Origin of the sequence: Pseudomonas sp. MYb60 (assembly GCF_002979555.1) — a bacterium.
Lineage (GTDB): Bacteria > Pseudomonadota > Gammaproteobacteria > Pseudomonadales > Pseudomonadaceae > Aquipseudomonas.
In genome coordinates this window covers 88,688-104,977 of sequence record NZ_PCOZ01000010.1, presented here as the reverse complement: position 1 = coordinate 104,977, position 16,290 = coordinate 88,688, and the positions used below count along the sequence as shown (strand labels likewise).

Below are 16,290 nucleotides of genomic sequence, written 5' to 3'. Positions count from 1 at the left end.
AATAAACAAAATGCAACTCGTACAGACGAGTTGTTGCTTTAACTCGTACAGACGAGTACGTTTGCCTTCGTTCCCCCAATAAAAAAATCAAAGTGGAAACCCAGCATGAGCCACGACTATTCCAACATTGCCCGCGAGATCCTCGAGCACCTCGGCGGCAGCGACAACCTTGAGCAAGCCGCCCACTGTGTGACCCGCCTGCGCCTGGCGCTCAAGGACCCGAGCCTGGTCAACAGCAGCGCGCTGAACCAGGTCGACCTGGTCAAGGGCTCGTTTTTCACCGGCGGCCTGTTTCAAGTCGTTATCGGCCCTGGCGAAGTGGAAAAGGTCTACGCGGCCCTGCGCGAGCAGACCGGCCTCGCCGCCGCCACCATTGCCGATGTGAAGAAGAAGGGCGCCGACAAGACCAACGCCATGCAGCGTCTGGTGCGGGTGTTCTCCGATGTGTTCATGCCGATCCTGCCCGCGCTGATCATCGCCGGCCTGCTGATGGGCGTGAACAACCTGATGGGCGCCAAGGGCATGTTCATCGAGGGTCAGACGCTGCTGGAGGCCTATCCAAACCTGGATGGCCTGTGGAGCCTGATCAACCTGATGGCCAACACTTCGTTCGTATTCCTGCCGGCGTTGGTGGGCTGGTCGGCGGCCAAGCGCTTTGGCGGCAGTGAAATCCTCGGCATCGTGCTGGGCCTGATGCTGGTGCATCCGGACCTGCTCAACGCCTGGAACTATGGCAAGGCGGTCGCCGGTCTGGACGGCCAGAGCCTGCCGTACTTCGATATTTTCGGCTGGTTCCAGATTGAAAAAGTCGGCTACCAGGGGCAGATCCTGCCGATTCTTATGGCTGCCTTTGTGATGAGCGTGATCGAGAAAGGGTTGCGGGCGCGAGTGCCCAACGCGATTCAATTGCTGGTCGTGCCGATCACCACCATCGTCGTCACCGGCGTGCTCGCCCTGGCCATTATCGGTCCGGTAACGCGTCACCTCGGCATCCTGATCACCGAAGGCGTGGTCGCCCTGTTTGACCTGGCACCGATGGTCGGCGGGGCGATTTTCGGCCTGCTGTATGCGCCGCTGGTGATCACCGGCATGCACCACATGTTCCTTGCCGTGGACCTGCAACTCATCTCAACCCAAGGCGGCACCTTTATCTGGCCGATGATCGTCATGTCCAACCTGGCCCAGGGCAGCGCTGCGCTGGCGGTGTTCTACATGACCCGCAACGCGCGGGATAAAAGCATGGCCTCGACCTCCGCTATTTCCGCTTATTTCGGCATCACTGAACCGGCGATGTTCGGGGTGAATCTGCGCTTCAAGTTTCCCTTCTATGCCGCGCTGGTGGGCTCGGCGTTGGGCAGCATTTTCCTCGCGCTGAACAAGGTGCAGGCCTCGGCCATCGGGGTGGGTGGCTTGCCGGGGTTCATCTCCATCGTGCCGCAGTCCATCGCGGTGTTTGTGATTGGCATGGTGATCGCGATGGTGGTGCCGTTTGTTCTGACCTGTGCGCTGAGCATGAAGATTGTTCGGCCTGGTTATCGCGTTGCCTGAACCATCGCTATCGGGGGGCACGCTGCTCCCACATGGGCACGCATTTTAAATGTGGGAGGGGGCTTGCCCCCGATGAGGCCCGAGAGGCCAGCACCCAATCAACTGAAGGAACCCCCCATGCAAACCTGGCAACATTCGGTGATCTACCAGATCTACCCAAAAAGCTTCCACAGCCATGCGGGTAACGCCACCGGTGACCTGCTGGGCATCGTGGACAAGCTCGACTATCTCCAGTGGCTGGGCGTCGACTGCCTGTGGATCACTCCGTTCCTGCGCTCGCCGCAACGAGACAACGGTTACGACATCAGCGATTACTACGCCATCGACCCCAGCTACGGCACCATGGCCGACTGCGACCTGTTGATCTGCGAAGCGGCCAAGCGCGGTATCAAGCTGATGCTCGACATCGTGGTCAACCACACCTCCATCGAGCACGAATGGTTCCAGCAGGCGCGCAGCAGCCTCGATAACCCGTACCGCGATTTCTACATCTGGCGCGACCAGCCCAATAACTGGGAATCCAAGTTCGGCGGCTCGGCCTGGGAATACGAGGCGCAAACCGGCCAATATTTCCTGCACCTGTTCGACCACACCCAGGCCGACCTCAATTGGGACAACCCCAAGGTGCGCGCCGAAGTGTTCAAGCTGATGCGCTTCTGGCGCGACAAGGGCGTGGGCGGCTTTCGCCTGGATGTGATCAACCTGATCTCCAAGCCCGCCGATTTTCCCGAGGACAACAGCGACGGTCGACGTTTCTACACCGACGGCCCCCACGTGCATGAGTACTTGCAGGAAATGCACCGTGAAGTTTTCGACGGACACGACCTGATCAATGTCGGCGAGATGTCGTCCACCAGCCTCGACCACTGCATTCGCTACTCGCGTCCCGAGTCGAAAGAGTTGTCGATGACCTTCAACTTTCATCACCTGAAAGTGGATTACCCGAACCTGCAGAAGTGGGTGAAGGCCGACTTCGATTTCCTCCAGCTCAAGCAGATTTTTTCCGACTGGCAACTGGGCATGCAGGCCGGTGGTGGCTGGAATGCGCTGTTCTGGTGTAACCACGATCAGCCGCGGGTGGTCTCGCGTTTCGGCAACGACGGCGAGCATCGCGTGGTCTCGGCGAAGATGCTGGCGACCGCACTGCACTTCCTCCAGGGCACGCCTTACGTGTACCAGGGCGAAGAGCTGGGGATGACCAATCCGGGCTTCGACAGCATCTCGCACTACCGCGATGTGGAGACCCTGAACATCTTCCGCCTCAAGCGCGATGCGGGAGAGTCCGAGGCGTCGAGCATGGCGGCGATCATGCAGAAGTCGCGGGACAACGGGCGTACGCCGATGCAGTGGAGTGCCGGGGAAAACGCCGGTTTCAGCAGCGCGGAGCCGTGGATCGGCATTGCGGCCAATGCCTCACGCATCAACGTCGAAAGCCAGTTGGATGACCCCGATTCCGTGCTGCATCACTACCGCGCGCTGATTGCCTTGCGCCGTCACGAGCCGCTGATCCTGGACGGCGTTTACCGCGAACTGCTGCAAGGCCATCCGCAGGTCTGGGCCTACCTGCGGGAAGGCCATGGCGAGCGCCTGCTGGTGTTGAACAACTTCTACGGCACGGCGTGCGACATCCAACTGCCGGACGACGTGATCAACGCGGCCACCGAACAGCGCCTGCTGATCAGCAACTACCCCGACTGCCCGCGTCGTAAGGGCACGGTAGCGCTGCGCCCCTACGAATCGTTTGTGCTGTACCTCAACGATTGAGACCCGTTGTACCCCCGTGTGGGAGCACGGGGCGCTTCAAAAACCATAATAAAAATATCGGAGTGCTTCATGAAAACAACCATAAAGCTGGGCCTCGTTGCGTCGTGCCTGAGCCTGCCAGTGGGCGCGCAAGCCCTGGAATTCGGCGGTTACCTGCGCAGTGGCGCGGGGACCTCTACGGGCAGCGGCAAGCAGCAATGTTTTCAACTGCCGGGGGCGCAATCCAAATACCGCTTGGGTAACGAGTGCGAGCAATACGCCGAACTGGAATTGCGCCAGGACGTGCTCACCCTCGACGACGGTTCGGTGTTCAGCGTCGATGCCATGGCATCGCTTTACAACCAATACGACCGCTCCCCGCGATTCCAGGGCGACGACTACGGCACTGCGCGCATGCCGCAGATGTACGCGCAGTGGTCCAACCTGCCCAGCCTCAATGGCGGCTCGCTGTGGGCCGGGCGGCGCTACTACAAACGTAACGACATCCATATCTCCGACTTCTACTACTGGAACCAGAGCGCCACCGGCGGCGGTATCGAGGACGTGCTGATCGGCGACCTCACGTACAGCTACGCGATTTCCCGCAAGGACAACCTGTACCAAAAGGAATACGCCACCCGCCATGACTTCAACGTCGCGGGTTTCAAGACCAACCCCGGCGGCGAGCTGGAGCTGGGCCTGAGCTACATCGCCAAAGCCGGCGGGCGCGACACCCACAGTGGCTGGGCGCTTACCGCGCAGCATGTGCAGAGCGCGTTTCTCGGCGGCAAGAACAAGTTTGCGTTGCAGTACGGGGAAGGCCCTGGCACCGGGCTGGGCTACACCGGCAACACCTTTCTGGATAACAGCAGCAAAAGCTACCGCGCCGTGGAGTTTTTCGACTGGCAGGTGACACCGCGTTTTGGAGGGCAGGTTGAAGCCGTGTATCAAAAGGACGTGCGTCCCGGCAGCCAGGACCAGACCTGGATGTCGGTCGGCGTACGCCCGGGGTATGCCATCAGTGAGCAATTCAAGCTGGTTGCCGAGCTGGGCCACGACCAGGTGGATGCCACGGGCGGCACGCGCAAGTTGAGCAAATTCACCTTCGCTCCGACCTGGTCGCCCAAGGGCCCGGCGTTCTGGGCGCGGCCGGAAGTGCGCGTCTACTACACCTATGCGAGCTGGAACGAAGCGGCCAAGCGTGCGGCGAATGAACTGTCAGCGGGCTCGGCGTTGTCCGACACCGGCGCCTACGGTACGGCGCGACACGGTTCCAATTTTGGTGTGCAGGTCGAGTACTGGTGGAAATAACGCAGGCTTATGTGAATGCGCTTTAGGTGGGAGCTGGCTTGCCTGCGATGCGGGCGACTCGGTCTTACAGGAAAACTGAGGCGATGCTATCGCAGGCAAGCCAGCTCCCACATGAGACCGTTGTCATCCTGGGATCGCATCAGCCCAATGATTTTTACAGAACACAACAACAGGTGAAGTCATGACCACAACTCAACCCCTGGAACTGCTGGCGCCGCTGTCGGGTGTGCTGCTGGCGCTGGACCAGGTGCCCGACCCGGTATTTTCCAGCCGCCTGATCGGCGACGGCCTGTGCATCGACCCGACCTCGCAGACCCTGTGCGCACCGTTGGCCGGGGTGATCAGCAATATTCAGGACAGTGGGCATGCGGTCAGTATCACCGACGACAACGGCGTCCAGGTGCTGATGCACATCGGCTTGGACACCGTGAACCTGGCGGGCCAGGGTTTCACCCGGTTGGTGCAGGAAGGCCAGCGGGTGGAGGTCGGGCAGCCGTTGATCGAATTCGATGCCGACTACGTGGCACTCAACGCACGCAGTGTGCTCACCTTGATGCTGGTGGTCAGCGGCGAGCCGTTCACGCTGCTGGCGGACGGTCTGGTGCAGGCGGGCCAGCCGCTGGTGCAGTTATCCACAGGTGAAACGGTTGCGATGGCGGACGAGGAGGAGGGCGATGCCCTGTTCTCCAAGCCTCTGACCTTGCCCAATGCCAACGGCCTGCACGCGCGCCCGGCAGCGGTATTTGCCCAGACGGCGAAAGGTTTCAACGCCAGCATTTACCTGCACAAGCAAACCCAGAGTGCCAACGCCAAATCGCTGGTGGCGATCATGGCGTTGCAAACCGTGCAGGGCGATACCTTGCAAGTGAGCGCGGCGGGCGAGGACGCCGAGGCGGCGATCAAGGCGCTGGTGGTCTTGTTGGCTGAAGGCTGTGGCGAGGTAGTGGCAAGTATTGCCGAGCCGGTCGCAACGCAGTCGCCGGCAACCTTGCTGCGGGGTGTGTGTGCATCACCGGGCTCGGCGTTTGGTCAGGTCGTTCAAGTGACCGAACCGGAGCTGATCATCACGGCGCAAGGCACGGATGAAGCAACGGAACGCGCTGCTTTGACGCGCGGCTTGCTCGCCGCCACTGAAGCGTTGCAGGTTTTGCAGGACAAGGCGGCTGGCAGCGCTCAGGCCGAGATTTTTCGCGCGCATCAGGAGTTGCTCGAAGACCCGACTTTGCTGGAACATGCCCACCGCCTAGTGGCTGAAGGCAAGAGTGCCGCGTTCGCCTGGAACAGTGCGACGCTCGCGACCATCAAGCTATTCCAGGGGTTGGGCAACGCGCTGATCGCTGAGCGTGCGGCAGACTTGGCGGACGTCGGCCAGCGCGTGCTGAAACTGATCCTGGGCATTCAAGACAGCGCCTGGGAGTTGCCGGAGCGCGCGATCCTGATCGCCGAACAACTGACGCCTTCACAGACCGCCGGCCTGGACACACGCAAGGTGCTGGGGTTTGTCACTGTCGGTGGTGGCGCGACCAGCCACGTCGCAATCCTCGCCCGTGCCCTGGGCCTGCCGGCTATCTGCGGTGTTACGGCGCAGGTGTTGGCGGTGGCCAATGGCAAGCAGGTGCTGCTCGACGCCGACAACGGCGAGCTGCACCTCGACCCCAACCTGGCCGAAATCGAGCAACTGGACGTTGCGCGTAAACAACAGGTGCTCCGCCATCAGCGCGATGTGGCGCAGGCGTCGTTACCCGCCACTACCCGCGATGGTCATCACGTTGAAGTCACTGCCAACGTGGCTTCGTTGCAGGAAGTCGAGCAATCCCTGACCCTCGGCGGCGAAGGCGTCGGCCTGCTGAGATCGGAGTTCCTGTATCTGGATCGCAACCGTGCCCCAAGTCCCGACGAACAGGCGGCGACCTACACCGCCATCGCCCGTGCCCTGGGTGCCGAGCGCAACCTAGTGGTGCGCACCCTCGATGTGGGTGGCGACAAACCCTTGGCCTACGTGCCGATGGACGCCGAGACCAACCCGTTCCTCGGTCTGCGCGGCATCCGTTTGTGCCTGGAACGCCCGGAACTGCTGCGTGAACAATTCCGGGCGATCCTCGCCAGCACCGGGTTTGCGCGGTTGCACATCATGTTGCCGATGGTCAGCCTGCTGTCTGAGCTGCACCTGGCGCGCAAGATGCTTGAGGAGGAAGCGCTGGCGCTTGGGCTCAAGGAGTTGCCAAAGCTGGGCATCATGATCGAAGTACCGTCCGCCGCACTCATGGCAGACGTGTTCGCCCCCCATGTGGATTTCTTTTCCATCGGCACCAACGACCTGACCCAATACACCCTGGCCATGGACCGCGACCATCCGCGCCTGGCCAGCCAGGCTGACAGCTTTCACCCGGCCGTGCTGCGGTTGATCGCCACCACGGTCAAGGCCGCCCATGCCCACGGCAAATGGGTGGGCGTGTGCGGCGCGTTGGCGTCCGAAGCGCTGGCGGTGCCGGTGTTGCTCGGGCTGGGGGTGGATGAGTTGTCGGTCAGCGTGCCGTTGATCCCGACCATCAAGGCCACCGTGCGCGAGCTGGACCTGGCCGACTGCCAGATCATTGCCTGTCAGGTGCTGGGCCTGGAAGAAGCTGGCCAAGTGCGCGAGGCGTTGCGCCTTTTTCACGCGGCTACCGTAGAAACCTCACCTGTCGTGGAGATGTGAGCATGTTCGAGAAATTGCAGCGGGCGTTCTGGAAGGCGCTGACGCCGGATTTGATCAAGGAAGAAACCGTCGCGGCGCCGGGCTTATTGTCGGCCGATGTGCTGAATGCGCTGGGTGGGGCGGATAACCTCAAGTCGCAGCAGCGCGTGGCGCTGACGCGGGTGCGGGTGCAGTTGCAGGATGGGGCGAAGGTGGATACTGAGGCGTTGAAGGCGGCGGGTGTGCCAGGTGTGATGGTGCTGACGGGCGGAGTGGTGCATCTAATCACCGGCCTTTGAGCCAGCTCGAGATCCAAATGTGGGAGGGGGCAAGCCCCCTCCTACATGGATTTTGCTGTGTTCTTATAGTTTCGGGTTGTCTTCGGGCGGCTTGGTCTTATCCACACCCGGCACATGCAGGTTGCCTTCGACCACCTGGTTGCCTTCCAGCTGCGGCTGGGTCACCCAAGTGAGGATGTCGTAGTAGCGGCGAATGTTCGCCACGAAGTGCACCGGCTCACCGCCTCGGGCATAACCGTAGCGGGTCTTGCTGTACCACTGCTTCTGCGACAGGCGCGGCAGCATTTTCTTCACGTCCAGCCACTTGTTCGGGTTCAGGCCTTCGCGCTTGGCCAAGGTACGTGCATCGTCCAGGTGACCGCCGCCGACGTTGTAGGCAGCGAGCGCGAACCAGGTGCGATCCGGCTCGGCGATGCTGTCGTCCAGTTCACTTTTGATCCGGGCCAGGTACTTGGCGCCGCCCATGATGCTCTGCTTGGGGTCCAGTCGATTGGACACGCCCATGGCCTGGGCAGTGTTCTGGGTCAGCATCATCAGGCCGCGCACGCCGGTCTTGGAAGTGACCGCCGGTTGCCACAGGGATTCCTGATAGCCGATGGCGGCCAACAGGCGCCAATCGACCTTTTCTTCCTTGGCATAGGCGCGAAAGTGCTTCTCGTACTTGGGCAAGCGTTGCTGCAGGTGCTGGGCGAAGGTGTAGGCCCCGACATAGCCAAGGACGTCGACGTGCCCGTAGTAGCGATCCTTGAGACGCTGCAGGGTGCCGTTCTTCTCGACCTTGTCCAGGTAACTGTTGATTTCGTTGAGCAGGCTGTTGTCCTCGCCTGCCGCCACGGCCCAGCTCTGGTTGCTGGCGTTGCCGAGGTCGAACGCGACGCGCACGTTGGGGAAGTACACCTGGTTCATCGCGACTTCGTTGGAGTCCACCAGGGTCAGGTCGATCTGCCCTTCATCTACCATGCGCAGCAGGTCGACCACTTCAACGGCGTCGGATTCTTCGTATTCGATCGCAGGATTCTGCTTTTTAAGCGCCGCCAGTTGCTCGGCGTGGGTGCTGCCCTTGAGCACCATGATCTTCTTGCCTGCCAGGTCTGCCGCGTTCGTCGGGCGGGACTGGCCGTTGCGGTAGATGATCTGCGGGGTCACTTCCAGGTAGGGGTGGGAAAAGCGTACCTGCTGCAGGCGCTGCTCGCTGCTGACCAGGCCGGCGGCAGCCAGGACCGGGCCGTTGTTCTTGCCGAGCTGGCCGAACAAGTCGTCGAGGTTGTCGGCGGTCTCGATTTCCAGCTTCACGCCCAGGTCGTCGGCAAAGCGCTTGACCAGTTCGTATTCGAAACCGGTTTCACCGTTGCGGTCCTGGAAATAGGTGGCCGGGCTGTTCCGGGTAATCACCCGCAATACGCCATCCTCCTTGATTCGCTCGAGCGTGCTGGGTTTATCAACACAGGCGCTGAGCATCAGGAAGAGTCCGGTTGCGATGAGCCATCTGGCGCATCGCGGGCGCAAAGCAGTTGGGGAGAACATCTGCGCAGTATACGCAAACGGCCCACGGCGCCATATCTCGACAGCGTTGGAGTTGTCTGCTAGCGCCGCCAAAACCGGGCTGCAGCCCGCAGAAACGGGGCTTGGCGCAGGATTATGACGGTTAAAATAACTGCGCCGAATGCCCTGGATAACCCCCAAACGACAGTGGAATCCAGCCAACTGACGTTCGGCAGCAGCCACCGGTGCCGTTTCGGGTGCCGTTGGCGAAGGTTTACGCTAGAATGCACGGCCTCAAAGCACACCCCCTTCCCGAGGCTGTCCCGAAGATGTTGATCCTGCGCGGCGCTCCTGCCCTTTCTGCCTTTCGCCACAGCAAACTCCTTGAGCAACTGAGCCAAAAGGTTCCAGCTGTTACAGGCCTGTACGCTGAATTTGCTCACTTCGCCGACGTTACCGGCGTGTTGACCGCCGACGAACAGCAAGTGCTGGCACGCCTTCTGAAGTACGGCCCAAGCGTTCCGGTTCAAGAGCCTAACGGCCGCTTGTTCCTGGTTCTGCCGCGGTTCGGCACCATCTCGCCCTGGTCGAGCAAGGCCAGCGATATCGCCCGCAACTGTGGCCTGGAAAAAATCCAGCGCCTGGAGCGTGGTATCGCGTTCTACGTCGCCGGCCAGTTCAGCGACGCCGAAGCCGAGCTGATCGCCAGCAGCCTGCACGACCGCATGACCCAGATCATCGTCAGCCAGCTGGAACAGGCTGCCGGCCTGTTCAGCCACGCCGAGCCCAAGCCGCTCACCGCGATTGACGTGCTCGGCGGTGGCCGTGCCGCCCTCGAGAAGGCCAACACCGAGCTGGGCCTGGCCCTGGCGGAAGACGAGATCGACTACCTGGTCAACGCTTTCAACGGCTTGAAGCGCAACCCGCACGACATCGAACTGATGATGTTTGCGCAGGCCAACTCCGAGCACTGCCGTCACAAGATCTTCAACGCCAGTTGGGACATCGACGGCGAAAGCCAGGATAAAAGCCTGTTCGGCATGATCAAGAACACCTACGTGATGCACAGCGAAGGCGTTCTGTCGGCTTATAAGGACAACGCCTCGGTGATCGTCGGCTCCGTCGCCGGCCGTTTCTTCCCGGACCCCGAGACCCGCCAGTACGGCGCGGTGCAGGAGCCGGTGCACATCCTGATGAAGGTCGAGACTCACAACCACCCGACCGCGATTGCCCCGTTCCCGGGCGCCGCCACCGGTTCCGGCGGCGAGATACGCGACGAAGGTGCCACCGGCCGTGGTGCCAAGCCAAAAGCCGGCCTCACCGGCTTCACCGTGTCCAACCTGCAGATCCCGGGCTTCGAACAGCCGTGGGAAGTGCCGTATGGCAAGCCTGAGCGCATCGTTACCGCGCTGGACATCATGATCGAAGGCCCGCTGGGCGGCGCCGCGTTCAACAACGAATTCGGGCGTCCGGCGCTGACCGGCTACTTCCGTACCTTCGAACAGTCCATCACCACCCCGCGTGGCGATGAAGTGCGCGGCTACCACAAGCCGATCATGTTGGCCGGCGGCATGGGCAACATCCGTGAAGAACACGTCAAGAAAGGCGAGATCCTGGTCGGCTCCAAGCTGATCGTGCTCGGCGGCCCGGCGATGTTGATCGGCCTGGGCGGCGGCGCGGCTTCCTCGATGGCCACCGGCACCAGCTCGGCAGACCTGGACTTCGCGTCTGTACAGCGCGAAAACCCAGAGATGGAGCGTCGCTGCCAGGAAGTCATCGACCGTTGCTGGCAGTTGGGTGACAAAAACCCGATCAGCTTCATCCACGACGTCGGTGCTGGCGGTTTGTCCAACGCCTTCCCGGAACTGGTCAACGACGGCGACCGTGGTGGCCGCTTCGAACTGCGCAACATTCCAAACGACGAGCCGGGCATGGCCCCGCACGAAATCTGGAGCAACGAATCCCAGGAACGCTACGTGCTGGCCGTCGGTGCTGAAGATTTTGCGCGCTTCCAGGCCATCTGCGAACGCGAGCGCTGCCCGTTTGCCGTGGTCGGCGAAGCCACTGCCGAGCCGCAGCTGACGGTCACCGACAGCCACTTCGGCAACAGCCCGGTGGACATGCCGCTCGAAGTGCTGCTGGGCAAAGCCCCGCGCATGCACCGTTCGGCCGTGCGTGAAGCCGAGCTGGGCGACGACTTCGACCCAAGCACGCTGGAACTGGCCGACAGCATCGAACGCGTGCTGCACCACCCGGCCGTGGCGAGCAAGAGCTTCCTGATCACCATCGGCGACCGCACCATCACCGGCCTGGTGGCCCGTGACCAAATGGTCGGCCCGTGGCAGGTTCCGGTGGCCGACGTTGCCGTCACCGCCACCAGCTTCGACGTCTACACCGGTGAAGCGATGGCCATGGGCGAACGTACGCCACTGGCCCTGCTGGACGCTCCAGCGTCGGGCCGCATGGCCATTGGTGAGACCATTACCAACATCGCGGCATCGCGCATTGGCAAGCTGTCCGACATCAAATTGTCGGCCAACTGGATGTCCGCCGCCGGTCACCCGGGCGAAGATGCACGTCTGTACGACACTGTTAAAGCAGTCGGCATGGAATTGTGCCCAGAGCTGGGCATCACCATTCCGGTGGGCAAGGACTCCATGTCCATGGCCACCCGTTGGAACGATGAAGGCACTGACAAGAGCGTCACCTCGCCCCTGTCGTTGATCGTCACCGGTTTCGCGCCTGTCACCGACGTGCGTCAGACCCTGACCCCGCAACTGCGCATGGACAAGGGCACCACTGACCTGATCCTGATCGACCTGGGCCGCGGCCAGAACCGTATGGGCGCGTCGATCCTGGCACAGACCCACGGCAAGCTCGGCAGCCAGGCCCCGGACGTCGATGACGCCGAAGACCTGAAAGCCTTCTTCGCCGTGATCCAGGGCCTCAACGCCGACGGCCACCTGCTGGCTTACCACGACCGTTCCGACGGTGGTCTGCTGACCAGCGTTGTCGAGATGGCCTTCGCCGGTCATTGCGGCCTGAACATCGTGCTCGACAGCGTTGCCGAGGCAGCCTGTGAAATCAACGGCATCCTGTTCAACGAAGAGTTGGGCGCAGTGATCCAGGTTCGCCAGGACGCTACCCCGGACGTGCTCGCCCAATTCAGCGCCGCTGGCCTGGACGACTGCGTGGCCGTGATCGGCCAGCCGATCAACAATGGCGAGATCAACATCTCGTTCAACGGTGACACCGTGTTTGCCGGTCAGCGCCGTCTGCTGCAACGCCAGTGGGCCGAGACCAGCTACCAGATCCAGCGCCTGCGCGACAACGTCGAGTGCGCCGAGCAGGAATTCGACGTGATCCTGGAAGAAGACAACCCGGGCCTGAGCACCAAGCTCAGCTTCGACGTCAACCAGGACATCGCCGCGCCTTACATCAAGAAAGGCATCCGCCCACAAGTTGCCGTACTGCGTGAGCAGGGCGTCAACGGCCAGGTGGAAATGGCGGCCGCGTTCGACCGTGCTGGCTTCAATGCGATCGACGTGCACATGAGCGACATCCTTGCCGGTCGCGTTGACCTCAATGAGTTCAAAGGCCTGGTGGCCTGCGGCGGTTTCTCCTACGGCGACGTGCTGGGTGCCGGTGAAGGCTGGGCCAAGTCGGCGCTGTTCAACAGCCGTGCCCGCGATTCGTTCCAGGGTTTCTTCGAGCGCAACGACAGCTTCACCCTGGGTGTGTGCAACGGTTGCCAGATGATGTCCAACCTCAGCGAACTGATCCCGGGCAGCGAGTTCTGGCCGCACTTTGTGCGCAACCGTTCGGAGCAGTTCGAAGCCCGTGTTGCCATGGTGCAGGTGCAGGAATCCAACTCGATCTTCCTGCAAGGCATGGCCGGTTCGCGCATGCCGATCGCCATCGCCCACGGTGAAGGCCATGCCGAGTTCGCCAGCGAGGAAGCGCTGCTGGAAGCCGACCTGTCCGGCACCGTGGCGCTGCGTTTCGTCGACAACCACGGCAAGGTCACCGAGACCTACCCGGCCAACCCGAACGGCTCACCGCGCGGGATCACCGGCCTCACCAGCCGCGACGGTCGCGTGACTATCATGATGCCGCACCCGGAACGTGTATTCCGCGCCGTGCAGAACTCGTGGCGCCCGGAAGAGTGGGACGAGGACGGCGCGTGGATGCGCATGTTCCGCAACGCCCGCGTGTGGGTGAACTAAGACGGTGTTCAAGCTCGCCTTCTTTGTGCCCGACAGCCACGTGGAGACGGTGAAAACCGCCGTCTTCGACGCCGGCGGCGGGCGTATCGGCGACTACGACAGCTGCGCCTGGCAAGTGCTGGGCCAGGGCCAATTTCGCGCGTTGGACGGAAGTACACCGTTTATCGGGCAGGTGGGCCAGGTTGAAGTGGTTGAAGAGTGGAAGGTTGAACTGGTGGTGGCGGATGAATTGATCGTGGCGGTTGTGGCCGCGCTCAAGCTGAGCCACCCGTATGAGACACCGGCGTATGAGGTATGGCAGTTGGCGGATTTTTGATTCGTGCGCTGCAAAAACAAGAAACCCGCTGGGCCAGTTTGGCCAGCGGGTTTTTTGTTGGCTGCAAGGGCCTCATCGCAGGCAAGCCAGCTCCCACATTTGATGTGTAAACACCTTCCAATGTGGGCGCTTGCCCGCGATGGCGTTGGGACAGGTGTCACAGACCTTTCCTACAAACCTTTCAGGTTGTCCCTCGGAACCCATCTCCCTAGCCTCCCTGCTTTGTATTTTCTCAGTGGTGGAATGTTATGAATCCGACGACCAGAACTGATACGCGGCTATTGCAGGGCGTGATGTATCACATCACAATCGCGCTGTGATCGTGAGTTGGAGACATAAAGGCTTTCGGGTTTTTTATGAAACGGGCTCAACGAAAGGAATCAATGCGAACCATGTAAATCGCCTACGTCGTGTTTTGCTGATTCTAGACAATGCGAGTCACTGGAGCGATCTGGAGTTGCCAGGCTGGCGCTTCCATCGCTTGAAAGGTGATCTGGTTGACTATTGGTCGGTGAGCATCAGTGGCAACTGGCGCATCATTTTTCGAATGTTGGACGATCAAGTCGAGATGGTCGACTATCTCGATTACCACTGAGAAGGGATTTGTTTATGGGTATGCACAATCCTCCTCACCCAGGAGAAATATTGCTTGAGGATGTCATTCCCGGTCTGGGAATGTCGATCACTGAAGTGGCTCGACGCCTGGGTTTCGCGCGGGAAACCTTTTCAAGGATTCTTCATGGGCATGCGCCGGTAAGCCCGGATCTGGCTGTACGGCTTGAGCGTGCAGGCATCAGTAAGGCCCAGATGTGGCTTTCAATGCAGAGCAGCTATGACCTTTGGCAGGCAGAGCATCGAGAGCAGCCTGTGATTGAGCGGTTTGCTCGGGTTGAGTGAGCGAGGTTAAAGAACCCGGCTTAGGCCGGGTTTTTGTTGCCTGCGATGAGGCCAGTCCAAGCAGTGATGATTTACACCCTGACGCCTACTTCACGGCCACTGACCAACCGCTCCAGCGCCTCACCCAATCCGCTGGCCTTGTCACCAATCAACAAGTGCCAGACACCGCTGTCCAATTGGCTCACACCCTGGCAACCCAGCGCACTCAGGTCAGCTTCAGACAACACCGAATCATCCCCCAATTCCACCCGCAACCGGGTCATCGCCACGGCTTCAAGCTGGCGCACATTCCCACGGCCACCCAAGGCATTCAGCCACTTCTCGGCCTCCTGCACATTGACCGCCACCGGCTTGTCCACAGGCGCAACCGTCACCGGTGCACTGGCAACAAACGCAGGCATGGCCAAGCGAATCTCATCAGCAATGCTATCGGCCATCGGCCCGACCACCACCTGCAGACTACCGCCGTTCCCCGGCCGAACCACGGCCATGGCGCCCAGTGCTTTGAGCTGCGCATCCACCGCCTTGTTGCGATCAACCATGTCCAGCCGCAGACGCGTGGTGCAGGCGCCGACGCTCAGCAAATTCTGTGCACCGCCCAATGCCTGGATGTACGCCGTGGCCCGCTGGTTGTCAGTCATCACCTCAGCCTGCGCCACCTGAATATCTTCACGCCCCGGCGTCTTCAGGTTGAACCGACGGATGCAGTAGCTGAACACCGTGTAGTAGATCACCGAGTACGCCAACCCAACCGGCACCACCAGCCACCCATTGGTGGACTTGCCCCAACCCAGCACCATGTCGATAAACCCACCGGAGAAGGTGAACCCGAGGTGGATATTCAGCAGGTTGGTAACCGCCATCGACAGGCCTGTCAGCAAGGCGTGCAACAGATAGAGGAACGGCGCCAGGAACATGAATGCAAACTCGATCGGCTCGGTCACCCCGGTCAAGAACGAGGTCAGCGCCATTGACAGGAAAATCCCGCCCATGACTTTACGGCGTTCCGGCAACGCGTTGCGGTACATCGCCAAACACGCCGCCGGCAGGCCGAACAGCATCACCGGGAACATGCCGGTCATGAACTGGCCGCCTTTCGGGTCGCCCGCGAAGTAGCGCGTCAGGTCACCCGTCACCACTGCGCCGGTCACCGGGTCGGTAAAGCTGCCGAACACGAACCACGCCATATTGTTGAGGATGTGGTGCAGGCCGGTGACGATCAGCAAGCGGTTGAACACGCCAAATACAAAGGCGCCCAGGCTGCCGCTTTCCATCAGCAACACGCCAAAACTGTTGATGCCATGCTGGATCGGCGGCCAGATCAAACCAAACACCACCCCCAGCCCAACCGCCGAGAACCCGGTGACGATCGGCACAAACCGACGCCCACCAAAGAACGCCAGGTATTCCGGCAGCTTGATGTCCTTGAAGCGGTTATACAGCGCGCCTGCCATCAGGCCGCTGGCGATACCGGCGAGCATGCCCATGTTGATGGTGGTGTCCATCACCTTGAGCGTGGAAATCATCACCAGGTAACCAATCGCCCCGGCCAGCCCGGCGGTGCCGTTGTTGTCGCGGGCAAACCCCACGGCAATGCCGATGGCGAAGATCAGCGCCAGGTTGGCGAAAATCGCCTGCCCGGCGTCGTGCATGACCGCGATGTTCAATAGATCGGTGTCGCCCAAGCGCAACAGCAAGCCGGCGATCGGCAGGATTGCGATGGGCAGCATCAGCGCACGGCCGAGGCGTTGCAGGCCCTCGATAAAATGTTGGTACATGGCGAGTCTCCTT

The 16,290-nt window shown here is 61.3% G+C and carries 11 protein-coding genes; 9 read left to right on the top strand and 2 right to left on the bottom strand.

The features are described from left to right. Window positions 1–105 precede the first annotated feature (105 nt). From treP to CQ041_RS18090, 5 genes are all read left to right on the top strand, one after another. Window positions 106–1,548 (top strand): PTS system trehalose-specific EIIBC component, encoded by a 1,443-nt coding sequence (gene treP, locus CQ041_RS18110; RefSeq protein ID WP_105523869.1) that lies wholly within the window; start codon window positions 106–108, stop codon window positions 1,546–1,548. A gap of 117 nt (window positions 1,549–1,665) precedes the next feature. After that, window positions 1,666–3,312, top strand: coding sequence for an alpha,alpha-phosphotrehalase (treC, locus tag CQ041_RS18105; RefSeq protein ID WP_105523868.1), 1,647 nt, complete (start codon window positions 1,666–1,668; stop codon window positions 3,310–3,312). Between the two features lie 69 nt (window positions 3,313–3,381). Next, a complete protein-coding gene (locus tag CQ041_RS18100) occupies window positions 3,382–4,602 on the top strand; it encodes a carbohydrate porin (protein WP_105523867.1) in 1,221 nt (406 codons plus the stop codon). Between the two features lie 181 nt (window positions 4,603–4,783). Continuing rightward, entirely contained in the window at window positions 4,784–7,300 is a 2,517-nt protein-coding gene (ptsP, locus tag CQ041_RS18095; RefSeq protein ID WP_105523866.1) for a phosphoenolpyruvate--protein phosphotransferase, read from the top strand. A 2-nt stretch (window positions 7,301–7,302) separates the two neighbouring features. Continuing rightward, window positions 7,303–7,578: a PTS transporter subunit EIIB gene (locus CQ041_RS18090; protein ID WP_105523865.1), complete on the top strand. Its 276-nt coding sequence runs from the start codon at window positions 7,303–7,305 to the stop codon at window positions 7,576–7,578. A 63-nt stretch (window positions 7,579–7,641) separates the two neighbouring features. Here the strand turns inward: CQ041_RS18090 and mltF are convergent, their stop codons facing one another. After that, on the bottom strand, window positions 7,642–9,102 hold the full coding sequence (gene mltF, locus CQ041_RS18085) for a membrane-bound lytic murein transglycosylase MltF (protein WP_105523864.1): 1,461 nt from the start codon (window positions 9,100–9,102) through the stop codon (window positions 7,642–7,644). A gap of 287 nt (window positions 9,103–9,389) precedes the next feature. Here mltF and purL point away from each other — a divergent pair, with 287 nt between their 5' ends. The 4 genes from purL to CQ041_RS18065 all read left to right on the top strand — a co-directional run bounded on the left by purL (window position 9,390) and on the right by CQ041_RS18065 (window position 14,499). After that, window positions 9,390–13,286 carry a phosphoribosylformylglycinamidine synthase gene (gene purL / locus CQ041_RS18080; protein ID WP_105523863.1) on the top strand — a complete coding sequence of 1,299 codons (3,897 nt, stop codon included), beginning with the start codon at window positions 9,390–9,392 and terminating at the stop codon, window positions 13,284–13,286. A 4-nt stretch (window positions 13,287–13,290) separates the two neighbouring features. Continuing rightward, window positions 13,291–13,602, top strand: a complete 312-nt coding sequence (locus tag CQ041_RS18075; RefSeq protein ID WP_105523862.1) for an NGG1p interacting factor NIF3 — start codon at window positions 13,291–13,293, stop codon at window positions 13,600–13,602. Between the two features lie 316 nt (window positions 13,603–13,918). After that, the gene (locus CQ041_RS18070) at window positions 13,919–14,197 is read left to right on the top strand and encodes a type II toxin-antitoxin system RelE/ParE family toxin (RefSeq protein ID WP_105523861.1); all 279 of its coding nucleotides are present in this window, start codon (window positions 13,919–13,921) and stop codon (window positions 14,195–14,197) included. Between the two features lie 14 nt (window positions 14,198–14,211). Beyond that, complete coding sequence (locus CQ041_RS18065; RefSeq protein WP_105523860.1) at window positions 14,212–14,499, top strand: HigA family addiction module antitoxin; 288 nt, start codon at window positions 14,212–14,214, stop codon at window positions 14,497–14,499. Window positions 14,500–14,570: 71 nt separating this feature from the next. Here CQ041_RS18065 and nagE read toward each other — a convergent pair whose 3' ends face one another. Further along, complete coding sequence (gene nagE, locus CQ041_RS18060) at window positions 14,571–16,277, bottom strand: N-acetylglucosamine-specific PTS transporter subunit IIBC (protein WP_105523859.1); 1,707 nt, start codon at window positions 16,275–16,277, stop codon at window positions 14,571–14,573. Between the last annotated feature and the right edge of the window lie 13 nt (window positions 16,278–16,290).